Here is a 20,528-nt window from a genome sequence, read left to right on the forward strand (position 1 = left end):
ATCTATACGCAGACTCCCATGGTCCCATGAACCGGAGAGTGCGCTCGGTTTGGGCCGGTCGGACGGCAGCTGGTAACCTGAGCAGCTGTGTCTCGTGTGCCCTCTAGCTCTACGGGACGCAATCCGAAGATCAAATCTCTGAACCTGCAAAGGCTCTTTCGTGGCGAACATCAAGTCCCAGGTCAAGCGCAACAAGACGAACGAGAAGGCTCGCCTTCGCAACAAGGCCGTCAAGTCCTCGCTCAAGACCGCCATCCGCAAGGCCCGTGAGGCCGTCGTCGCCGGTGACGTCGAGAAGGCCACCGTGGCTTCCCGCGCCGCTTCCCGCGCGCTCGACAAGGCCGTCTCGAAGGGTGTCATCCACAAGAACGCCGCCGCCAACAAGAAGTCGGCGCTGGCGACCAAGGTTGCCTCCCTTCAGGGCTGAGCCACTGATGTGATCGCCGGGCAGGGATCCAGCGGGCCCTCTCTCCCGCTCCCGACCGGCACTCCGCGCCGCACACGAAGCGTTCGCCACGCGGGTGCGGCGCACCCCGAGAAGTAACCGCAGGCCCCGACCGCCACCCTTCCCCAGGACAGCGACCGGGGCCTTCGGCATGCCCGGGGCCTTCGGCACCCCCAGGGCCTCACGCCGGCCCGGGGCTCCCGCGACGCCGGACTCCACGCGACGTCGGACTCCACGCAACGCCGGGACTCCACGTGGCCCCGGGCCGTACGGGCACCTGGCCATGCGGAGAGTGCGGTCGTACGAGGCCCCTCGCCATGCGGAGTACGGCTGTACGGGACCCCTGGCCATGCCGAGTGCGGCCGTACGGGACCCCTGCGCCAAACCGGGCTCTGCCCCCCTACCGGGCCCGGGTCGGTACGGCCCACCCCGGACGGCACGGCCAACCCGAGCGGCACCCAGCCGTACCGGCCCCGGGCCCGACGAGCACTGGACTATCCGAAGGTCGGGCGGCACGGGCGGCTCGGCCCACCAAGGCCCAAGGCGGCACAGGCGGCTACGGCCACCCCAGGCGGCACGACCAACCCCTTCGACAGGCGGGACCAGCCGTACCGACGGCGAGCCCGACGAGCACTGGACGGTCCGAAAGCCGGGGCGGCATGGGCAGCTTGGCCCGCCGAAGCCCGGGGGCACAGGCGGCTCGGCCGCCCGGAGCTCTGCGGCCACACGGGCCATACGCGTACCAAGCCGTACGGGGCTCCGGGCCGCCAGGGCCGGGCCGCCCGAGGGCCCGAACCTGGGGAACGCCCCGAACCCGGGACCTGGGCCCTGCGGAGCCCTCGACCACCCCGCCCAAGGCCTACCGCCCCCGACCTCCTGGCCGCACGGGGCCCGGGCCCGTCAGGGAGCGGGAGGCTCCGTCGACGCGGGCCCCTCAGCCCGGCTCGGCCGGCTCGGGAGGGCTTTCGGGCGTGACGGGCCGGGCCGAGACCGCGGCGAGGACGGTGGCCGTGAGGATCTCCGGCGCCTCGACGGGGGTCATCCGTCCGGCCTGGACCTCGGCGGCGGCCGCGTGGACCAGGTTGTAGACGACCGTGACCAGCCAGTCGGCGGGCAAGTCGGCGCGCACCTCACCGCTGTCCCGGCCACGGCCGATCAGCCGGCGGACGGGAGCGAGGATCCGGTCGTGGCGCTCGCGCAACCGCTCCGGCGGCAACGCCGCGGAGACGGCCGCGAACACCGCGGAGTGCCGGTCGAGGACCCGCCACGAGCTGCGCATGAGAACCCCGAGGGCCTCCTCCACTCCGCCCTCACCACCCTCACCACCCCCACCGCCCCCACCACCCTCGCCACCGAGCGGCTCCAGCGTCGCCGCGGCCTCGTCGACGGCCCGGTCGAGGGCGGCATCGAGGAGGGCTTCGCGGGTCGGGAAGTGCGAGTAGAGCGTGACGCGGCTGACCCCGGCGGCGCGGGCGATCGCGGCCATGCTCGCCTGCGGATCGGCGAGGAAACAGTCCAGGCCCGCGTCGACGATCGCGGCGGTGTTGCGCTCGGCGTCTGCGCGGCGGGGGCGGGGTGCGTCGGAGACCATGCCCGCAAACTTAACACCACTGTTCACATTCCCCGAGCAAGGCCGCATACTCAATCCCTAACACCCCTGTTAACTTTAGGAGCGGCCTCGCCATGCCCCCACACGCCCCACACACGCAGAACCAGAACCAGAACCGAGCCAAGGACGCACACCCCCACCCGAACCCCCACCCACGCCGCCGCTCCCTCCTCGTCCTCCTCTGCCTGGCCCAGTTCATGCTCATCGCCGACGTCACCGTCGTGAACGTCGCCCTCCCCGCCATCGGCGCCGACCTCTCCCTCTCCGGCCCCGGCCTGACCTGGATCGTGACGGCGTACACCCTGTTCTTCGGCGCCCTCCTGCTGGCCGGCGGGCGGCTCGCGGACCGCTTCGGTGCGGTGCGGACGTTCCTGACGGGGCTGGCCCTCTTCACCGCCGCCTCGGCGGCCTCCGGGCTCGCGGTGGACGCCGCCACACTGATCACGGCCCGCTCCGTACAGGGCGTCGGTGCGGCACTGCTCTCGCCGGCCGCCCTGTCCCTGGTCACGACCCTGTTCCAGGGCCCGGCCCGGCACCGCGCCCTCGGCGCATGGGCGGCGATCGGCGGCACCGGCGCGGCCCTCGGGGTCCTGCTCGGCGGGATCCTCACCGCCGGACCCGGCTGGCGCTGGATCTTCTACCTCAACCTGCCCGTCGGCGCGCTCGCCCTCCTCGGAGTCCCGCTCCTGCTCGGCCGCCCGCTCCCCGCCACCCGCGCCCCGGCAGGCACCGCCCACCGCACACCGGTGAACGTGTCGGCGATCCTCCTGCCGACCGTGGCCGCTGCCGCACTCGTCTACGGCCTCACCGAACGCTCCTGGCTCCCCACCCTCGGCGCCCTGGCCGTGTCGATCCTCCTGATCGCCACGCAACGCCGTTCCCCCACCCCCCTGATGCCCCCCGCCATGCCGGGCCGACGCTCCCTCCTGGGCGGCAGCACGGTGATGCTGGGGGCGGCGGGCCTACTCGTGACCGGGTTCTACCTGAGCTCCCTGCACATCCAGCATTCCCTCGGGCACAGCCCCCTGGTCACCGGTCTGGCCTTCCTCCCGGCGGCGGTGGCCGCCACCGCGGGCGCGCACCTGGGCTCCCGGCTGCTCCCCCGCTCCGGCTGGCGCCCGGTCGGCGCGACGGCGTTCACCGTGGCCGCCGCGGGCGCGGCCCTGACCGCCCTGGGCGGCCTCTGGTCGGGCCTGGTCCCCGGCTTCGCCCTGCTGGCCCTCGGACTCGGCGCGGCGTTCGTGTGCGCCACCACCTCGGCCCTGTCCGAAGTGGGCCCGGCCCACACCGGCCTGGCCTCCGGCCTGGTCGGCACCTCGCACGAACTGGGCGCGGCCATCGCCATCTCCGCCCTGGCTTCAGCCGACTTCACGACCCTCGCCTACCCAGCCTTGGCCCTGGCCCTGGCCATCCCCCTACTCCTCCCCAAGGGCCACCCCGACCCCACCTCCACCCAACCCATGGCCCACTGACCCACCCACCCCACCCCCGGCCACTTCAGCCGGGGCCAAGAAAAGCCCTCTCAGCCATACGGCGTCGGAGCCCCAAACCCGAGTCGGACCCCAGCGGCCCCGACACCCGCCCGGCCCTCAAAGCGCGGCATCCAGCCCCTTCCAGCCGTCCAGCATCCGAGGCCCCAGGTCCGGGGGCGCAGCCCCAGGGGGGTCCGGGGGCGCAGCCCGATGCCCCGCTTTTCAGCCCGTCCGGCGTTTGAGGACCGGGTCCGGGCGGAGCCCGGGGAACGGTGGAAGGGCGGGTAGGGGACTCCGCCCCGCAGGCAGCCCACCCGCACCGGCCCACCCACCGGCGTCGACAGACCGCCCCCGCAACACGGCCGGGCGACAGCCGTCAGAGCACAGCCGCCCGTGCCCCGAACCCCCGGACCCACGACCCAGAGGGTTCAGTGCCCGGCGCCGGCCCGGAAACGGCCTCCCGCGTACTGGACGCACTCGGGCGCCACGGCACTGCGGCGAGGCCCGGCACCGGAGCCCGCGGGCCAGGCAAATCCGAAAGGGACGGCCTAGCCCCGCCGGGCCCGTGCCGCGCGGGCGACCGCGACGACCGCCTTCTCCAGGGCGTACTCCGGGTCGTCACCCCCGCCCTTGACCCCCGCATCCGCATCCGCCACCGCCCGCAGCGCGTCCGCGACACCATCCGCCGACCACCCCCGCATCTGCTGCCGCACCCGGTCGATCTTCCACGGCGGCATGCCGAGATCCCGCGCGAGGTCCCCGGGGCGGGCCCCCCGCGGGGCCGAGGCCAGTTTCCCGATCGCCCGTACCGCCTGGGCCAGCGCACTGGTGATCAGGACGGGAGCCACACCGGTGGACAGGGACCAGCGCAAGGCCTCCAGAGCCTCCGCCGCGCGCCCCTCCACCGCCCGGTCCGCGACGGTGAAGCTCGAAGCCTCGGCCCGGCCGGTGTAGTAGCGGCCGACGATCGACTCGTCGATCGTGCCCTCGACGTCCGCGCACAGCTGCGCCGCCGCGCTCGCGAGCTCCCGCAGGTCGCTGCCGATGGCGTCGACCAGCGTCTGGCAGGCCTCGGGCGTGGCCGAACGGCCCAGCGTCCGGAACTCTCCCCGCACGAACGCCATCCGGTCCGCCGGCTTCGTCATCTTCGGGCAGGCGATCTCACGGGCACCCGCCTTCCGCGCCGCGTCCAGCAGACCCTTGCCCTTGACCCCGCCCGCGTGCAGGAGGACGAGGGCGATCTCCTCGAAGGGCGCTCCGAGGTACGCCTTGACCTCCTTGACCGTGTCGGCCGAGAGGTCCTGCGCATTGCGCACGACGAGCACCTTGCGCTCCGAGAAGAGCGAGGGGCTGGTCAACTCGGCCAGGGTGCCGGGCTGGAGCTGTTCGGAGGTGAGGTCACGCACGTCCGTGTCGGCATCGGCGGCTCGCGCCGCCGTCACGACCTCCCGCACGGCGCGGTCGAGTAGCAGGTCCTCCTGCCCCACCGCGAGGGTGATCGGGGCAAGCGGATCGTCGGTGGAATTCTTCCTGGTGGCCATCGCCTCCAGCATCCCACGCCGCACTGACAGACCCTCGCGGCCCGGCCCTTCCCCCATGGCCGAGAATGTCCGGGTGAACGTGCGACATGTACTGGTCCTGCCCGACCGCGACGCCGCCGAGGAGGTGGCGCGCGAGGTCGTCGACCGCTTCGGCCTCCCGGAGGAACCGCAGCTGGTCCGCGACGCCCTCGCCGGTGAGGACGACGCCGAGGACGCCCAGTGGCTGGTGGTCGTCGAGGACCCGCGCGAACAGCTGGACGCCACGGCCCTGGACGAGCTCGCCACCGAGTACGACGGCTGGCTCGAAGCCCCGTAGCTGCCCGGCTCCGTGTCGATCCTGGTGAGCGTGCCCTGTGCCGCGCTGCTCTCCGGATGCGGCGGCGGGGACGGGCCCGGATCGCCGCATACGGCGGGCGGGACTGGGACGTCAGCTGGAGCCGCACGTCGGAATTCAGCGGCATGTGGAAGGTGACGCTCAGCGGCACGGCCGGTACGGACCGGGCGCCCGTCCCGGTGACCGAGACGGTGACCTGGGAGGGCGAGCACTGGGTGATGGCCCCGCTGGACGGAGTCGTACCCAGGCCCTCCGACGCTGCGGACACGACACCACCCGGCAGCTGACCGCGCCTCCCTCGGCCTCCTGGCGTTCCCCCGCCGCGGCGGTCCGCGCATCCGGTGGATGTGCGGGCCGCCGCGGCACAGCCGCCGGCGGACCCCGCTCGGTCAGGCCTTGTGCACGACCTGCATGTCCAGGGTCACGTCCACGTTCGAACCGATCGCCGCGATCCCCTGCGCCAGCATGGACTGCCAGTTCAGCGTGAAGTCCTCGCGGTTCAGTTCGGCCGTCGCCCGGCAGGCCGCCCTCGGCTCGCCCTCCAGGCCCGTGCCCAGCCCCAGGTACTGGGTGTCCAGGGTGACGGACCGGCTGACCCCGTGGAGGGTGAGAGCGCCCGCCACGGACCAGCGGCTGCCGCTGCGGTGGATGAACCGCTCGCTGTAGAACTCCACCGTCGGGTGGCGGGCCGCGTCCAGGAAGTCCGCGGAGCGCAGGTGGTCGTCCCGCATCCGCAGCCCGGTGTCGATGCTCGCCGCGTCGATGATCACGCGCATGGAGGAGTCCTCCATGCGGTCGGCTATCCGCACCGCGCCGACGAAGGTGTTGAACCGGCCGTTGATCCGGGCGAAGCCGATGTGCCGGGCCGAGAACCCGATCGAGGAATGCCCCGGGTCGAGCTCCCAGTGGCCCGGCTGCGGCAGCCGCGGCGGGTCCACCGGATCCAGGACGATCTCCCCGGTGCCCGGCTGCGCCGAGTCCCCCACCAGGGTCGCCCCGTGGAAGGGCGCGTACCCCTCGGCCGTGACGGCCAGCCGGTACTCGCCCTCCGGCACGGCCGCCGTGAACCCGCCGAACGGGTCGGTCTCCCCGCTGACGATCCGCCGGCCTATCGGGTCGGTCACCTCGAACGTGGCCTGCCGCACCGGCCGGTGGACCGCGTCGAGCACCCGGCAGCTGAGCAGCCGTGCGGTATGAGGAAGCGTCAGTGTCGCGGATGTCTGGGGACTGGCGCTTCCCGCCGTCTCCATCCCCCGTCTGCGACTGAACATGGTTTATGCACCCCCGTGCTGTGTGGACTTGGACCGCTCTGGCGAAAACGCATTCGATCATGCTGTCGGGTTGGGGGCAAACGGAGTGGTCACTCCTGGTATGCCCGGGACGGCCCCGTCGGCGAATGGCCGGGAACGCCCGCAGTCGCGGACCGCTGCCGGTGACGGCGACCGACCCGTCCTGGTCCGTGCGCAGCACGGCCGCGCCCAGCTCCCGCAGCCGGGCGAGCGTATCCGCCGCGGGGTGCCCGTACCTGTTCCCGGCGCCCACCGGGACGATCGCGAGGCGCGGCCGGATCCGCTCGTGCAGTCCGGGATCCTGATGGGCGCTGCCGTGGTGGGCGACCTTGAGGACGTCGACGGGCCCCAGTTCCGGATGGTTCCTCAGCAGAGCCTGCTGGGAGCCAGGTTCGAGGTCGCCGAGCAGGAGGAGGGTCAGGCCCGCGGCGCGCACCAGCAGGGCCACGCTCGCGTCGTTGGGCCCCTCGGGGAAGGCGTCCCCGGCCGGCCACAGCACCTGCCACTCCAGAGGCCCGGCCCGGCGCCGCTCCCCCTCCACGGCACGGACGAGGGGGGCTCCGGCCGCCGCGGCCGTCCGCCGCACGAACGCGGCCTGCCCGGGCGGTTCTTCCAGTCCGGTGACTTGCACCACACCCACCGAGCGGCCCTTGAGCACCCCCGCCAACCCGCCCACGTGGTCGGCGTGAAAGTGCGTCAGCAAAATCAACGGAACCCTGCTCACACCCAGTTCCCTCAGGCACGCGTCCACCGGCCCCGGCTCGGGGCCCGCGTCCACCACCACCGCCGTACCCGGGCCGACCGCGAGGACGGCGGCGTCCCCCTGGCCCACCGCGCACTGGGTGTAGATCCAGTCGGGCGGCGGCCAGCCCCTGACCGTACGAGTGACCAGTGGCGGCCTGAGTACGGCGAGGATCAGCAGCACGGCCAGGGCGGAGGCGAGCCATCGTCCACGGCCGACCCGTCTGCCGAGCAGCACCGCCGCGAAGGTGGCCGCGGCGAGCAGCAACCCTCCGCCCACCCCGCCGGGCCAGCCCAGCTCCGCCCCGGGCAGTCCCGCCCCGGCCCGGGCCACGGCGGCGATCCACCCGGCGGGCACGCCCGCGCACCAGGCGAGCAGTTCGGACACGGGCCGGCACACCGGGGCGGTCGCCAGCGCGGCGAACCCCAGGATCGTCGCGGGTCCCGCCGCCAGCTCCGCCAGCAGGTTGCAGGGAACCGCCACGAGGCTCACCCGGGCCGACAGCACCGCCACGACCGGCGCGCACACCGCCTGGGCCGCCGCGGCGGCCGCCAGCGCCTCGGCCAGGCGGGGCCGCATCCCGCGCCGAACCAGGGCCTCGCTCCACCGGGGAGCCAGCGTCAGCAGGGCCCCAGTGGCCAGGACGGAGAGGAGGAAGCCGTAGCTCCGGGCCAGCCAGGGGTCGTAGAGCACCAGGAGCAGGACGGCGGCGGCCAGTGCCGGGATCAGGGATCTGCGCCGCCCGGTGGCGATGGCCAGCAGGGTGACCGAGCCGCAGGCCGCCGCCCGCAGCACGCTGGGCTCCGGCCGGCACACCACCACGAAGGCCAGGGTCAGCGCCACCCCGCACAGGGCCGTCGCCCGCAGCGAGAGCCCGAGGCGCGGGGCGAGCCCGCCGCGCTCGGCCTGCTGCGCGCGGGCCGGTGCCCCGATGAGCAGGAAGAGCACCACGGTCAGGTTGGAGCCGGAGACGGCCAGCAGGTGCAGCAGATCGGTGGCGCGGAACGCGTCGTGCAGATCGGGCTCCACCCGGGAGGTGTCCCCGACCACCAGCCCGGGCAGCAGTGCCCTGGCGTCCGGGGCCAGCCCGTCGGTGACCTCGCGCAGCCCGGCCCGCAGCCGCCCGGCGATCCGCTGCACGGTGTCCGGCCCGCCGGTCACCCGTGGTGGGGTGTCCCCGGCCGGACGGAGCAGGGCGACGGCCCGCTCCCCGTCCCGTGCCGGGGCCAGCCGGGCCACCACCTCGACCCGTGTCGAAGGCTGCAACCGGGCCCACCCAGGATGCCCGGCCAGCACCCGCACGGGCGTCGAGACCCGGGTCCGGGCACCGTCGGGCCCGGTCACCCGGGTCACCACGGCGTCGAGCACCACCACCGGCGGCCCGCTCCCGGTCCGCGCCGTCCGCGGATCGGAGCCCACGGTGAGGTCCGCCAGCACCCGAGCATGCTCCCGGGCCAGCTCCGGGACCGGTCCGGCCCGCGCCTCGGCCCGCTGGAGCCCCGCCACTCCGGCCCCGGCGGCCGCGCACAGCAGAACCGCTGCCAGGGCCGTCCGGAACGGTACGGAGCGCCTGCGGCCCGCCAGCATCAGCAGCCCGGCCGCACCCATCCCCAGCCCCGCCATGACGGCACTGCCTCCGACGGGCATCCCGAGCCCCACGGCAGCCGCACCCCAGAAGGCGAGGGCCGGCCCCACGAGCCGCAGATCCACCGGCCCTGCATCCCCCACCCCTTGCTCCCGCCCGCCCGGACCCCCCTCCAAGTCCCCCCGCGCGGCCGGACCCACGGCGGCCGGACCCTGCCCCGGTCCGGCGTGCCGCCTCACGGCCGCACCAACTCGCGCAGGTCGGCGAACCGGCGCTCACCGATCCCGTTGACCTGGCGGAGCTCCTCCACGGAGCGGAAGCCCCCGCGCACCGTGCGGAAGTCCACGATGTGCTGCGCGAGGACGGGGCCCACCCCCGGCAGGCCGTCCAGTTGCTCGGCCGTGGCCGTGCCCAGGCTCAGCGGTCCGGAGGCGGGGCCGCCCCGGCCCGTCGGTGGCGGCGGGGCGGGAGCGCCCACCATTACCTGTTCGCCGTCCAACAGGACGCGGGCCCTGTTCAGGCCGGTCGTGTCCGTCCCGGGCCGCACTCCCCCGGCGGCGGCCAAGGCGTCCTCCACCCGCGATCCCGGTGGCAGCTTGCGCACCCCGGGTTCGCGGACCTTGCCGCTGACGTCCACCAGGACGGGACCGGCACCCGGACCCGCCCGCACCGCGGTCGGAGCCGGCACGGCGGCCGCCGCGGGGGCCACCACGGCGGGTGCGGTCACCGGCCGGGGCCGGGCCGCCCCGTACTGCTGCACGGCGAACCCGAGGGCGACGACGAGCACCACCGAGACGGCCGCCACCGTGCGCGGCTCCACCCCGCAGCGGGTGTGGAGCCACACGGGCAGCCGCTCCCTCAGCGCGAGCCACCGTAAGGCCCCGCCGGGCACCGCCCGCTCCTCGGGCGGAACCTCCGCCCCGCCCCGGGCAGGCACCTCGGACCGGACCGCCGGACGGGGCCTGGCCGACGGATCCGGCAGGGTCGGAGCCTCCGGGCCGGCCACCACCCCGACGGATGGGTTGCCCCGCGGCGCCGCCCCAGCTGGCGGCGGAGCGCCCGGGGGCCGGCCCGCTCCGAGCAGGGCCTCGGCCCGGCGCCGCACCACCGCGGGATCGGGGTGGCCCGGTCGCGCTGCGCGGCGGTGGCGCAGACGACCGTCGGAGAGGCGGGGACGGCCGGGGCCACTGGTGGCGCCGGCGGGACCTGACGTGCGCGTACGAAGAGTCATGCCACGACGGTAGGGCCGATCCCCGACACGCGTTCGGAAGCTTCAATTCCGGTGGATGGACCGGCTGTTGTGGATATCTCCGTCACTCGATCCGGTGATCAGCGCGGGGAGACGACCGCCGCCAGCAACCCCGGTCCGGTGTGTGCGCCGATCACCGCACCGACCTCGCTGACGTGCATCTCGACCAGCCCGGGGATGCGCTCCCGAAGCCTCTGCGCCAGTTTCTCCGCGCGTTCCGGGGCCGCGAGGTGGTGCACGGCCACGTCGACGGGGCCCGACCCGGCGCGCTCGACGGCAAGCTCCTCGAGGCGGGCGATGGCCTTGGAGGCCGTACGCACCTTCTCCAGCATCTCGATCCGTCCGCCGTCCAGCGTCAGCAGCGGCTTGACCGCGAGCGCCGAGCCGAGGAGGGCCTGCGCGGCCCCGATGCGGCCGCCTCGGCGGAGGTAGTCGAGGGTGTCCACGTAGAAGTACGCGGACATGCCAGCGGCCCGCTTCTCGGCGGCGGCGACGGCCTCGTCGAGGGAACCCCCGGCTTCGGACACCTCCGCCGCGGCCAGGGCGCAGAAGCCCAGGGCCATGGCGACCATGCCGGTGTCGACGACGCGGACGGGCACCGGGGCGGTCTTCGCGGCGAGGACGGCGGCGTCGTAGGTGCCGGAGAACTCCGCCGACAGGTGCAGGCTGACGATGGCGGTCGCCCCGGCCTCCACGGCGGCCCGGTAGGCCCGGGCGAAGTCCTCGGGGCTGGGGCGGGACGTGGTGACCGAGCGGCGCTTCTGCAGGGCCAGGGCGAGACTCCTGGCCGAGATCTCGGTGCCCTCTTCCAGGGCCTCGTCGCCGAGGACCACGGTCAGCGGGACGGAGGTGATTCCGTGCCGCGCCATGGCCGGTTGGGGCAGGTAGGCCGTGGAATCCGTGACGATCGCGACATGGCGGGACATGAGGCGGAGGTTACCGGCAGTGGGGGTGTTCCGGCAGCCCGGGTCCGTCGGCGGGCCTGCGGCCGTCGCTTCGGGTGGCGTCCGGCCGGGCCGTCCCGGCCCTCCCCGGGCCGTCCCCGGGCTCTTGGTGGTCCCTCGCCAGCTGCCCCTGGACTCTCGGCTGGGGTCCGGCCGGGGCGGCGTGCGGTGCGGCTGGGTGGGCCCTGCGGGGCTGGGTCCCCTACCCGCCCTTCCACCGTTCCCCGGGCGCTGCCCGGACCCCGGTCCTCAAGCGCCGGACCGGCTGGAAGCAGAGGCCCCGGGCTGCACCCGGACCCGGTCCTCAAACACCGGACCGGCTGGAAGCAGAGGCCCCGGGCTCCGCCCGGACCCGGTCCTCAAACGCCGGACGGGCTGGAGGGGTACCGGGCTGTGCCCGGACCCCCTGGGGCTCCGCCCCAGACCCCGGTCCTCAAACGCCGGACGGCTCAACAGGCCCAACCCCCGCCCCGCTCAGGTCGTCGCCTCCGGGCGGCGGGTCTTCTGCCAGGGGTACTCGGGGGTCGGCGTGGGTACCGTGAGGGCCGCGGGCTCGGGGGTGTTCCATGTGGGAGGCGGCGTGGGGGTCGAGTGGGGGAAGGCATCGGACGGGGGGCTGGACCAGTCCCTCAGGGCGCCCGACTCGACGTCGATCTGGGCCGACAGGTGCGTCAGGTCGTCCTCCGCGAAGCGCCGGGCCCGGTCGCGCGCCGCCCAGCGCAGGGAGTCCGACGCCTGCGTGATCTGCGCCGTGCGCTCCCGCAGGTCCGGCAGGACCGCCGCGATCCGCTGCCGGTCGGGCTCCGCCTCCAGGCGCTTCAGCTCGCCGTCGAGTTCGTGCCCGTGCGCGCTCAGCCGCTCGAACAGTCCGATCGACTCCTTCAGCGAGGCGTCCGTCTGGACCCCCTCGTACAAGGCCTGCTGCGTCGCCCGCATCGAGTTCCGCAGGTCCAGGCGCAGCGTGGCCAGCGCGCCGGGCACACCGACCTGGCCGAAGCTGCGGGCCTTCAGGGTGGTGTCCTCCACCGTGCGTCGGGCCTGGGTGATGGTCCGGTCCACACCGCGCGCGGCGGCCTTGACCACCTTCGTCGTCACGTAGACACCGAGCCCCAGGAAGGCGAACAGCAGCACCAGGGCCACGATGATAAAAGCCGCCTCCATGAGGGTCCCTTCCCCAGCCGATTGCGTCCCTTCCACCGTAAACGCCACGGGCAGGCCGCGGGTTCCAATCGAACCCCCAACCTGCCCGTACGGGAATACCCCTAGACGCGTCTGACAACAGACGTCAGACACCAGACGTCTGACGTCAGACGACGATGTTCACCAGCTTCGGCGCGCGCACGATCACCTTGCGGATCTCCGCCCCGCCCAGCGCCGCCACGACCGTCTCGTCGCCCAGCGCCAGCTGCTCCAGCTCCGCGTCGGAGATCGCCGGAGACACCTCCAGGCGGGCCTTGACCTTGCCCTTGATCTGGACGACGCACGTGACGCTCTCGTCCACGACGTACGCCGGGTCCGCGACCGGGAAGTCCTGGTGGACGACCGACTCGCCGTGGCCCAGGCGCTGCCACAGCTCCTCGGCGATGTGCGGCGCCAGCGGGGCCACCAGCAGCACCAGTCGCTCCGCGACCGAGCGCTCCAGCGGCCGGCCCGCCTTCGTCAGGGTGTTGTTCAGCTCGGTGATCTTCGCGATGGCCGTGTTGAACCGCAGCCCGGTCATGTCACCGCCGACCCCGTCGATCGCCTTGTGCAGCGCGCGCAGGGTGGCCTCGTCCGGCTCCGCGTCGACGACCGTCACGGTGCCCGTCTCCTCGTCCACCACGTTGCGCCACAGGCGCTGCAGCAGCCGGTACTGGCCGACGACGGCACGGGTGTCCCAGGGGCGCGAGACGTCCAGCGGGCCCATCGCCATCTCGTACAGGCGCAGGGTGTCCGCGCCGTACTCCGCGCAGATCTCGTCCGGCGTGACGGCGTTCTTCAGGGACTTGCCCATCTTGCCGTGCTCGCGCTTGACCGGCTCGCCCTGGTAGAAGTAGCCACCGTTCCGCTCTTCGACCTCGGCCGCCGGGACGTACACACCGCGCGAGTCGGTGTACGCGTACGCCTGGATCATGCCCTGGTTGAACAGCTTGTGGAACGGTTCCACCGAGGAGACGTGCCCCAGGTCGAACAGCACCTTGGACCAGAAGCGCGCGTACAGCAGGTGCAGCACCGCGTGCTCGGCGCCGCCCACGTACAGGTCGACGCCGCCGTGCGGCTGACCCTCGCGCGGGCCCATCCAGTACTGCTCGATCTCCGGGTCGACCAGCGCCTCGGAGTTGTTCGGGTCCAGGTAGCGCAGCTCGTACCAGCAGGAGCCGGCCCAGTTCGGCATGGTGTTGGTCTCGCGCCGGAACGGGCGCACCCCGCGCCCGTCGCCCAGGTCCAGCTCGACGTTGACCCACTCCTGGTTGCGCGACAGCGGGGTCTCCGGCTGGGAGGCCGCGTCGTCGGGCTCGAAGGTGCGCGGCGAGTAGTCCTCGACCTCCGGCAGCTCCAGCGGCAGCATCGACTCGGGCAGCGGGTAGGCGACGCCGTCCTCGTCGTAGACGATCGGGAAGGGCTCGCCCCAGTAGCGCTGGCGGCTGAACAGCCAGTCCCGCAGCCGGAAGTTGACGGTCCCCTCGCCGATGCCGCGCTCGTTCAGCCAGTCGGTGATCGCGGCCTTGGCCTCGACCACGCCCAGACCGTCCAGCGAGATGCCCTCGCCCGTCGAGTTGACGATGGTGCCGTCGTACGAGGTGAACGCGCCGTCCCACTCCAGCGGGTCGGCGTCGCGGTCGTCCGTGGGCTGGACCACGCAGCGCATCGGCAGCTCGAAGGCGCGCGCGAACTCGAAGTCACGGCCGTCGTGCGCCGGGACGGCCATGATCGCGCCGGTGCCGTAGCCCATCAGGACGTAGTCCGCGATGAAGACGGGGACCAGGTCGCCGCTGACCGGGTTGACCGCGAACGCACCGGTGAAGACACCGGTCTTGTCCTTGGCCTCGGCCTGCCGCTCGACGTCCGACTTCGCGGCGGCCTGCTTGCGGTACGAGTCCACGGCCTCGGCGGGCGTCGCGTTGCCGCCGGTCCACAGCTGGTGGGTGCCCTCGGGCCACTCGGCCGGGACGATCTTGGCGACCAGCTCGTGCTCGGGGGCCAGCACCATGTAGGTGGCGCCGAACAGCGTGTCGGGGCGGGTGGTGAAGACGGTGATGGCTTCGCCGTCGCCGACCGCGAAGTCCAGGCGCGCGCCCTCGCTGCGGCCGATCCAGTTGCGCTGCTGCAGCTTGATGGCCTCGGGCCAGTCCAGCGCCTCCAGGTCGTCGATCAGGCGGTCGGCGTAGGCCGTGATCCGCATGTTCCACTGGCTCAGCTTGGACTTGAAGACGGGGAAGTTGCCGCGCTCGGACCGGCCGTCGGCGGTGACTTCCTCGTTGGCCAGTACGGTGCCCAGCCCGGGGCACCAGTTGACGGGCGCGTCGGAGGCGTACGCCAGCCGGTACCCGTTCAGTACGTCGGCCCGCTCGCCCGCGCTCAGCGAGGCCCAGGAGGCTCCGCCGGGCAGCTCACGTGAGCCGTCCTCGAAGGAGGCGACCAGCTCGGCGATGGGCCGGGCCTTGGCGGCGTCCGCGTCGTACCAGGAGTTGTAGATCTGCAGGAAGATCCACTGGGTCCACTTGTAGTAGTCCGGGTCGATCGTCGCGAACGACCGGCGCTTGTCGTGGCCCAGGCCCAGCCGGCGCAGCTGGACCTTCATGTTCTCGATGTTCGCCTCGGTCGACACGCGCGGGTGCGTGCCGGTCTGCACGGCGTACTGCTCGGCCGGCAGGCCGAAGGCGTCGAATCCCAGGGTGTGCAGGACGTTGTGGCCGGTCATCCGCTGGTGGCGGGCGAAGACGTCGGTGGCGATGTACCCGAGCGGGTGGCCGACGTGCAGGCCCGCGCCCGAGGGGTACGGGAACATGTCCATGATGAACTTCTTGGGGCGCGCCACGACCGCGGCGTCGCCGGCCAGGTCACCGGTCGGGTTGGGGGCCTCGTACGTGCCCTGCGCGTCCCATACGTCCTGCCAGCGTGCCTCGATGTCGGCGGCCATGGCAGCCGTGTAACGGTGCGCCTCGGCCGCCTCGGGGGCCGGGGTGTTCGTCTCGCTCATGATTTCTGAAGCTCCATCGATCGTCTCTGCCGTCTCTGCTGCCCAAACGAAAAAACCCCTCGCACAGGAGGGGGCGCCGCGCCGGGGCCGACCGCTTCGTGGGGTCGGAACTGTTCAGCGCGGCTCGGTAAGCAGAAGGCGTACGGCACGCATGGCGTCAGGGTACCGCAGCGGCCCCCGACGGTGCTCTGCCCTTCCGGCCGGTGGACGCACGACGGGACACGACGGGACCGGCAGGACATAACGAGAAGCGGGCCACCCGTTCCGGGTGGCCCGCTTCTTCACTGTGGAGCTATGGAGAATTGAACTCCAGACCTCCTGCATGCCATGCAGGCGCTCTACCAACTGAGCTATAGCCCCTTGCCCTACCTGCCGCTTCGCTCCCCGTTTCCGGTTCCCCTTGGCGACGTCCCAAACATTACACGGTCATGGCCCTGGTCCAAAAATTGGTTTCTACCACCCGGGAGCCATGACCGATTTGACCCATATCGTCACGCGCGAGCGAACTGGTAGAACCGCTTCAGCGTGCAGTGCTCGTCGAGCAGTCGCCCGTAGATCGGCTCGCCCTCCAGCTCGCGGTAGGTCTCGATCGGGTCGCCTTTTATGATCAGCGCCCGCGCGCATTCCTCGCACCAGTACTGGTAGTCGGGGTTGACCGGCTCCATGTCCCGCACGATCGGCGTGCCGTTGTTGCACCAGTCGCACCGCCGCCGGTGTGCACCCATCCGTCAGCGACTCCCTCCCGCGTCGGGCCGTCGTCGTCCCCCTCCGGCCGTCCGATTCTGCCATGCCGGTGCCCGCTCGGGCAGCTGTGGACAAAAGCAAAGATCCCGCCCCCTGTTGGGGACGGGATCTTGATTGTGGAGCTATGGAGAATTGAACTCCAGACCTCCTGCATGCCATGCAGGCGCTCTACCAACTGAGCTATAGCCCCGCTCTCCGCGACGCTCCCCCCGTTTCCGGTGTTCTGCGCTGCGAACAAGAAGAACTCTAGCCTGTGACCAGCCGGAAAGTGAAATCCGGGTGGGAGCCGCTCCGAGGTGGGCTCAGTCGTCGTCGCCGAGCACCGGTTCGGGCAGCGTGCCGGCGTTGTGTTCCATCAGCCGCCAGCCGCGCGCGCCCTCGCCCAGCACGGACCAGCAGCAGTTGGAGAGCCCGCCCAGGCCCTCCCAGTAGTACGAGTCCAGGCCCAGCAGGCGGCCGATCGTCGTACGGATGGTGCCGCCGTGGCTGACCACCACGAGCGTGCCGCCCGGGGGCAGTCGGTCGGCGTGCTCCAGCACCACCGGCGCGGCCCGGTCGGCGACCTCGGTCTCCAGCTCGCCGCCGCCGCGGCGGACCACCTCGCCGCGCTTCCACGCCGCGTACTGGTCGCCGTACTTGTCCAGGATCTCGTCGTGCGTGAGGCCCTGCCATTCGCCGGCGTACGTCTCGCGCAGCTTCTCGTCGTGCGTCACCGCCAGACCCGTGACGGCCGCCAGTTCGGCAGCCGTGGCGGCGGCGCGCATCAGGTCCGAGGCGACGATGGCGTCGGGCTTCAGTGAGGCGAGCAGCCGGGCGGCACGGCGCGCCTGCGCCACACCGGCCTCGGTCAGCTCGATGTCCGTGGAGCCCTGGAAACGGCGCTCCAGGTTCCAGGAGGTCTGGCCGTGCCGCCACAGGACGATCTTGCGGCTGGTCCGGCCGTTGCCGCTGGTCGTACCGCCACCGGGCGTACGGCCGTCGGTCGTGCCCTCGTGGGTCGCGCTCAGAACAGATCACCGTCCAGTTCGTCGTCGCCCTGCGCGGCGCGCAGCGCGGCGTGCTCCTCGGCCTTGCCCTTGGTGAGCTTGGCGTCCTCGGGGAGGTCGATCTCGGGGCAGTCCTTCCACAGGCGCTCCAGCGCGTAGAAGACGCGCTCCTCGCTGTGCTGCACGTGGACGACGATGTCGATGTAGTCGAGCAGGATCCAGCGGGCGTCGCGGTCGCCCTCGCGGCGCACCGGCTTGGCGCCCAGCTCCTTCAGGAGCTTCTCCTCGATCTCGTCGACGATCGACTTGACCTGGCGGTCGTTGGGCGCCGAAGCGAGCAGGAAGGCGTCGGTGATCGACAGCACGTCGCTGACGTCGTACGCGATGATGTCGTGCGCGAGCCGGTCGGCCGCGGCCTGGGCGGCGGCGGTGATGAGCTCGATGGAGCGGTCCGTGGCGGTCACTGGCCATGCTTTCGGGTTGGCGGGCAGATCCTTACAAGGGTCTCATGTACCGCCGACACCGCCCGCGCGCAGCGTGCCGCGCGGGCGGAGCCGCACCCGACGGGTGCCGCCGCAGTAGGCCGCAGTAGGCCTCGGGAGGGGTCAGGACGCTTTGTAATCCTTGCCCAGCGTCACCACGATGTCCGCGTTCACCGCGTTCTCGGCCTTCTTCACTGCCGTCTCGGGCAGTCCGAGCGTCTTGGCGACCTCCATCGCCCTGTCCCGCTGCGCGTCGTCCTGGTACGTGATCTGCGACGTGGGCGCGGTCTTGTCGGCCTTTCCGCCCTCCACCAGCGTGTAGCCGCCGTTGAGCAGGGCCGCCTTCGCCGCCGTGCCCGTCTTGTCGTCGCCGGTCGCGTCCTTCAGGCCGACCCGCGGCAGGGCACCGGGCTGGGCCTCCGTGACGGAGCCGCCGAGGACCTCCTTGACGACCTTCTTGTTGGCCTCGTCCGTGAGGCCGCCGTCCGCCTTCACCCCGAGCAGGTCGGTGCGGTACGCGCCCACCTTGGCGTGCTCGCCGAGCTTGCTCAGCAGCGCGCCCAGCGTCTGCGCGTTCAGCGCCGGGTCCAGGATCTGGCCGGTGGTCTCCACGGTCATCGCCGCCGACTTCGGATCGCTCGGCACCTTGCGCAGCAGGCCCAGCAGGACCTTGCCGAGCCGGTCCAGCTGCTTGGCCTCCGGCTCGCCCTGCGCCCGGTACGTGGCGTACGCGACGGCCATGGCACCGCTGAGGCTCTGCTTCGGGCCCTTGCCGACGGCGGGCACCTTCGCCGCGTCGTCCGCCGGAACGGCCACGTCGGTGTCGACCTCGATGCCGCCGACCAGCTCGACGAAGTTCTCCAGGAAGGGGGTGTCCAGCCGCCAGGTGCCGCCGATGCGGGTGCCGAAGACCGAGTCGAGGGACTCCCGTACGCCCAGGCCCCCGTCCGCGACGGCCTTGCCCAGCTGGGCGGTGGTGCCGTCGTCCTTGGAGACGTTCAGGGTGTTCGGCACCAGGACGGTGGCGCCCTGCTTGGTGGTCACGTTGTCGACGAGCAGCGCCGTGGACGTGCCGCCCTTCCTGGTGTTGTGCAGGTGCACGACGATCATGTCGCGCTTCTGCGGACCCGAGGCGACCGCGCCGTTCGACGCCTTGCCCGGTCCCTCCAGGAACGGCAGCTTGCCCGCGTACCAGAGGTAGCCGACGCCCGCGACGACGAAGAGGGCCAGGACGACGATCAGCGCCACCACCCGGTTGCGGCCGCGCCTGCGGGCCTCCTCGCGGCGCTCGGTCCGGCTCTCGGTGAAGGCGAGCCAGTCGATGACGTCCTCGGAGTCCTCGTCCTCCTGGTCGATGAAGGCGAACTGCTCGGTGCGGTACGAGGGCCCCTGGTCCTGGCCGCCCGGTCCCTCCGCCCGGCGCGGCTCCGGGACCTGCGCGCCGGTGGGCCGGGACTCCGGCTCGCGCGCGGGGGCCCGCAGGGGCGCCTGCGCCGGGGCCTCGGGGGCGGCCTGCTGCGGGATCCAATGCTGGGTGGCCTGGGTGTCGTACAGCGGGACGCCCTGGGTGTCGTACCCGTACTGCGGGGCCTGGGGGCCTTGCGGGTACTGCTGCTGGGGCTGCTGAGGCTGCTGCGCGTAGTACTGCTGGGGCTGCGGGGCCTGCTGCCCGCCGTACCCCTGGTAGTCGTACCCGTAGCCCTGCTCGTACTGCTGCTGTTGCTGCTCGTAGGGGGGCGCCGGGTCGGAGGCCGGCTGCGCGGGCACCTGGCCGTACACCGGCCGCCCGTACGCGTCGTATCCGACGAGCTGCTGCTCCTGGCCGGCATACGGGTCGTACGGCTCGTGTCGGTCGTTCACCGCGGGGCCCCTCTCTCCGGAAGCTCAGGCTCCCCGGTACAGCTCACGCTTGTCGATGTAGCGGACCACGCCGTCGGGCACGAGGTACCAGACAGGATCCCCCTTGGCCACGCGTGCACGGCAGTCCGTGGACGAAATGGCCAGCGCCGGAACTTCCACGAGGGAGACGCCTCCCTCGGGCAGGCCGTCGTCGGTGAGCACGTGGCCCGGCCGGGTGACGCCGATGAAGTGCGCGAGGGCGAAGAGCTCCTCGGCGTTCCGCCAGGTCAGGATCTGCGCGAGGGCGTCGGCGCCGGTGATGAAGAAGAGATCGGCGTCGTCGTTGAGGGCGCTCAGGTCCCTCAGGGTATCGATCGTGTAGGTGGGGCCGCCACGGTCGATGTCGATGCGGCTCACCGAGAACTGCGGGTTCGACGCGGTCGCGATGACCGTCATCAGATACCGGTCCTCGGCGGACGACACGGCCCGCTGCGACTTCTGCCACGGCTCGCCGGTCGGTACGAACATCACCTCGTCGAGGTGGAACAGCGCGGCCACCTCACTGGCGGCCACGAGGTGTCCGTGGTGGATCGGGTCGAACGTCCCGCCCATCACGCCGAGCCTGCGCTTGACCGGGCCGGTCTGCATTTCCTGCTCTCCCATGAGCGCAGAGCCTACTGGCCCGGTGGCGCGGCAGGGACCCGCCTACGGGCTCGTACTCGACGTACGCGGTGTCCTGGGCGTTCTGGGCGTTCTGGCCGTTCTGGTGGTGCTGAGCCTTCGACGGGTCAGCGGTCCCGGTTCAGGCGCGTGGTGACCCACAGCATCAGCAGGAGGATGCCGAACGCGGCGCCACCGGTGAGGTACGGGCTCAGGCTGTCGTGGTTGCCGCCGTGCTTCTCGGCTCCCTCGGAGGCGAGGACGACCAGGTTGTGGGCGGTGGAGGCGAGGCTCATCAGGCAGGTACCTATCGAGTCGGGGAGCGGGCGGAGATTTCGCTCACATCGTATGCGGGTGCCTGGGGCACGCTCACGTCGACTCAGGCGTTGGAGAGGATAGACGGGCGGGTGGCCGCACACATCAACGG

At 72.5% G+C, this 20,528-nt stretch carries 17 protein-coding genes, 2 tRNA genes and 1 pseudogene; 4 read left to right on the top strand and 16 right to left on the bottom strand.

All coding sequences use genetic code 11. The features are described 5' to 3' along the window. Nucleotides 1-160 precede the first annotated feature (160 nt). Nucleotides 161-427, top strand: a complete 267-nt coding sequence (rpsT, locus tag OG435_RS16325) for a 30S ribosomal protein S20 (RefSeq protein WP_250739437.1) — start codon at nucleotides 161-163, stop codon at nucleotides 425-427. Nucleotides 428-1,379: 952 nt separating this feature from the next. Here the strand turns inward: rpsT and OG435_RS16330 are convergent. Then, a complete protein-coding gene (locus OG435_RS16330) occupies nucleotides 1,380-2,036 on the bottom strand; it encodes a TetR/AcrR family transcriptional regulator (RefSeq protein ID WP_266877580.1) in 657 nt (218 codons plus the stop codon). A gap of 92 nt (nucleotides 2,037-2,128) precedes the next feature. On the opposite strand from OG435_RS16330, the gene OG435_RS16335 reads away from it, so the two are divergent. Beyond that, on the top strand, nucleotides 2,129-3,526 hold the full coding sequence (locus OG435_RS16335) for an MFS transporter (RefSeq protein WP_266877581.1): 1,398 nt from the start codon (nucleotides 2,129-2,131) through the stop codon (nucleotides 3,524-3,526). A gap of 548 nt (nucleotides 3,527-4,074) precedes the next feature. Here OG435_RS16335 and holA read toward each other — a convergent pair. Then, on the bottom strand, nucleotides 4,075-5,067 hold the full coding sequence (gene holA, locus OG435_RS16340; protein ID WP_266877582.1) for a DNA polymerase III subunit delta: 993 nt from the start codon (nucleotides 5,065-5,067) through the stop codon (nucleotides 4,075-4,077). A gap of 55 nt (nucleotides 5,068-5,122) precedes the next feature. Here holA and OG435_RS16345 point away from each other — a divergent pair, with 55 nt between their 5' ends. Both OG435_RS16345 and OG435_RS16350 read left to right on the top strand, forming a co-directional pair. Continuing rightward, nucleotides 5,123-5,383, top strand: coding sequence for a hypothetical protein (locus OG435_RS16345; RefSeq protein WP_266877583.1), 261 nt, complete (start codon nucleotides 5,123-5,125; stop codon nucleotides 5,381-5,383). A 56-nt stretch (nucleotides 5,384-5,439) separates the two neighbouring features. After that, nucleotides 5,440-5,688, top strand: coding sequence for a hypothetical protein (locus OG435_RS16350; protein WP_266877584.1), 249 nt, complete (start codon nucleotides 5,440-5,442; stop codon nucleotides 5,686-5,688). Nucleotides 5,689-5,790: 102 nt separating this feature from the next. On the opposite strand, the gene OG435_RS16355 is transcribed toward OG435_RS16350, so the two are convergent. The 14 genes and pseudogenes from OG435_RS16355 to OG435_RS16420 form a co-directional block, all read right to left on the bottom strand. Next, a complete protein-coding gene (locus OG435_RS16355; RefSeq protein WP_430625636.1) occupies nucleotides 5,791-6,672 on the bottom strand; it encodes a YceI family protein in 882 nt (293 codons plus the stop codon). Between the two features lie 136 nt (nucleotides 6,673-6,808). Continuing rightward, nucleotides 6,809-9,040, bottom strand: a pseudogene (locus tag OG435_RS16360) (ComEC/Rec2 family competence protein); the annotation flags it as partial. Nucleotides 9,041-9,252: 212 nt separating this feature from the next. Continuing rightward, nucleotides 9,253-10,248, bottom strand: coding sequence for a ComEA family DNA-binding protein (locus tag OG435_RS16365; protein ID WP_266877585.1), 996 nt, complete (start codon nucleotides 10,246-10,248; stop codon nucleotides 9,253-9,255). Nucleotides 10,249-10,346: 98 nt separating this feature from the next. After that, on the bottom strand, nucleotides 10,347-11,192 hold the full coding sequence (locus tag OG435_RS16370; RefSeq protein ID WP_266877586.1) for a DegV family protein: 846 nt from the start codon (nucleotides 11,190-11,192) through the stop codon (nucleotides 10,347-10,349). Nucleotides 11,193-11,684: 492 nt separating this feature from the next. Further along, entirely contained in the window at nucleotides 11,685-12,371 is a 687-nt protein-coding gene (locus OG435_RS16375; RefSeq protein ID WP_266877587.1) for a hypothetical protein, read from the bottom strand. Nucleotides 12,372-12,516: 145 nt separating this feature from the next. Then, complete coding sequence (leuS, locus tag OG435_RS16380) at nucleotides 12,517-15,390, bottom strand: leucine--tRNA ligase (protein WP_266877588.1); 2,874 nt, start codon at nucleotides 15,388-15,390, stop codon at nucleotides 12,517-12,519. A gap of 287 nt (nucleotides 15,391-15,677) precedes the next feature. After that, nucleotides 15,678-15,750: transfer RNA gene (locus OG435_RS16385), tRNA-Ala, on the bottom strand. 131 nt (nucleotides 15,751-15,881) lie between these two features. Further along, nucleotides 15,882-16,115, bottom strand: a complete 234-nt coding sequence (locus OG435_RS16390; RefSeq protein WP_007264019.1) for a hypothetical protein — start codon at nucleotides 16,113-16,115, stop codon at nucleotides 15,882-15,884. Between the two features lie 136 nt (nucleotides 16,116-16,251). Then, nucleotides 16,252-16,324, bottom strand: a tRNA-Ala gene (locus tag OG435_RS16395). A 112-nt stretch (nucleotides 16,325-16,436) separates the two neighbouring features. Continuing rightward, nucleotides 16,437-17,141 carry a histidine phosphatase family protein gene (locus OG435_RS16400; RefSeq protein ID WP_430625759.1) on the bottom strand — a complete coding sequence of 235 codons (705 nt, stop codon included), beginning with the start codon at nucleotides 17,139-17,141 and terminating at the stop codon, nucleotides 16,437-16,439. After that, complete coding sequence (rsfS, locus tag OG435_RS16405; protein WP_250739445.1) at nucleotides 17,138-17,584, bottom strand: ribosome silencing factor; 447 nt, start codon at nucleotides 17,582-17,584, stop codon at nucleotides 17,138-17,140. The genes OG435_RS16400 and rsfS overlap by 4 nt, the downstream gene beginning before the upstream one ends. 141 nt (nucleotides 17,585-17,725) lie before the next feature. Next, on the bottom strand, nucleotides 17,726-19,462 hold the full coding sequence (locus OG435_RS16410) for an LCP family protein (protein WP_266877589.1): 1,737 nt from the start codon (nucleotides 19,460-19,462) through the stop codon (nucleotides 17,726-17,728). 24 nt (nucleotides 19,463-19,486) lie between these two features. Further along, the gene (gene nadD / locus OG435_RS16415; RefSeq protein WP_266877590.1) at nucleotides 19,487-20,104 is read right to left on the bottom strand and encodes a nicotinate-nucleotide adenylyltransferase; all 618 of its coding nucleotides are present in this window, start codon (nucleotides 20,102-20,104) and stop codon (nucleotides 19,487-19,489) included. A gap of 125 nt (nucleotides 20,105-20,229) precedes the next feature. Continuing rightward, a complete protein-coding gene (locus OG435_RS16420; RefSeq protein WP_266877591.1) occupies nucleotides 20,230-20,397 on the bottom strand; it encodes a hypothetical protein in 168 nt (55 codons plus the stop codon). Nucleotides 20,398-20,528: the final 131 nt, after the last annotated feature.

This window comes from Streptomyces sp. NBC_01264 (assembly GCF_026340675.1).
In the GTDB taxonomy this organism is placed as follows: domain Bacteria; phylum Actinomycetota; class Actinomycetes; order Streptomycetales; family Streptomycetaceae; genus Streptomyces.

Excerpts from the sequence above, each read along its gene's own strand:
- nadD (WP_266877590.1), bottom strand. The coding sequence starts at position 20,104 with ATGGGAGAGCAGGAAATGCAGACCGGCCCGGTCAAGCGCAGGCTCGGC.
- OG435_RS16365 (WP_266877585.1), bottom strand. The coding sequence starts at position 10,248 with ATGACTCTTCGTACGCGCACGTCAGGTCCCGCCGGCGCCACCAGTGGC.
- holA (WP_266877582.1), bottom strand. The coding sequence starts at position 5,067 with ATGGCCACCAGGAAGAATTCCACCGACGATCCGCTTGCCCCGATCACC.
- OG435_RS16375 (WP_266877587.1), bottom strand. The coding sequence starts at position 12,371 with ATGGAGGCGGCTTTTATCATCGTGGCCCTGGTGCTGCTGTTCGCCTTC.
- OG435_RS16420 (WP_266877591.1), bottom strand. The coding sequence starts at position 20,397 with ATGAGCCTCGCCTCCACCGCCCACAACCTGGTCGTCCTCGCCTCCGAG.
- OG435_RS16330 (WP_266877580.1), bottom strand. The coding sequence starts at position 2,036 with ATGGTCTCCGACGCACCCCGCCCCCGCCGCGCAGACGCCGAGCGCAAC.
- leuS (WP_266877588.1), bottom strand. The coding sequence starts at position 15,390 with ATGAGCGAGACGAACACCCCGGCCCCCGAGGCGGCCGAGGCGCACCGT.
- OG435_RS16355 (WP_430625636.1), bottom strand. The coding sequence starts at position 6,672 with ATGTTCAGTCGCAGACGGGGGATGGAGACGGCGGGAAGCGCCAGTCCC.
- OG435_RS16370 (WP_266877586.1), bottom strand. The coding sequence starts at position 11,192 with ATGTCCCGCCATGTCGCGATCGTCACGGATTCCACGGCCTACCTGCCC.
- OG435_RS16345 (WP_266877583.1), top strand. The coding sequence starts at position 5,123 with ATGGCCGAGAATGTCCGGGTGAACGTGCGACATGTACTGGTCCTGCCC.
- OG435_RS16335 (WP_266877581.1), top strand. The coding sequence starts at position 2,129 with ATGCCCCCACACGCCCCACACACGCAGAACCAGAACCAGAACCGAGCC.
- OG435_RS16390 (WP_007264019.1), bottom strand. The coding sequence starts at position 16,115 with ATGGGTGCACACCGGCGGCGGTGCGACTGGTGCAACAACGGCACGCCG.
- OG435_RS16350 (WP_266877584.1), top strand. The coding sequence starts at position 5,440 with ATGCGGCGGCGGGGACGGGCCCGGATCGCCGCATACGGCGGGCGGGAC.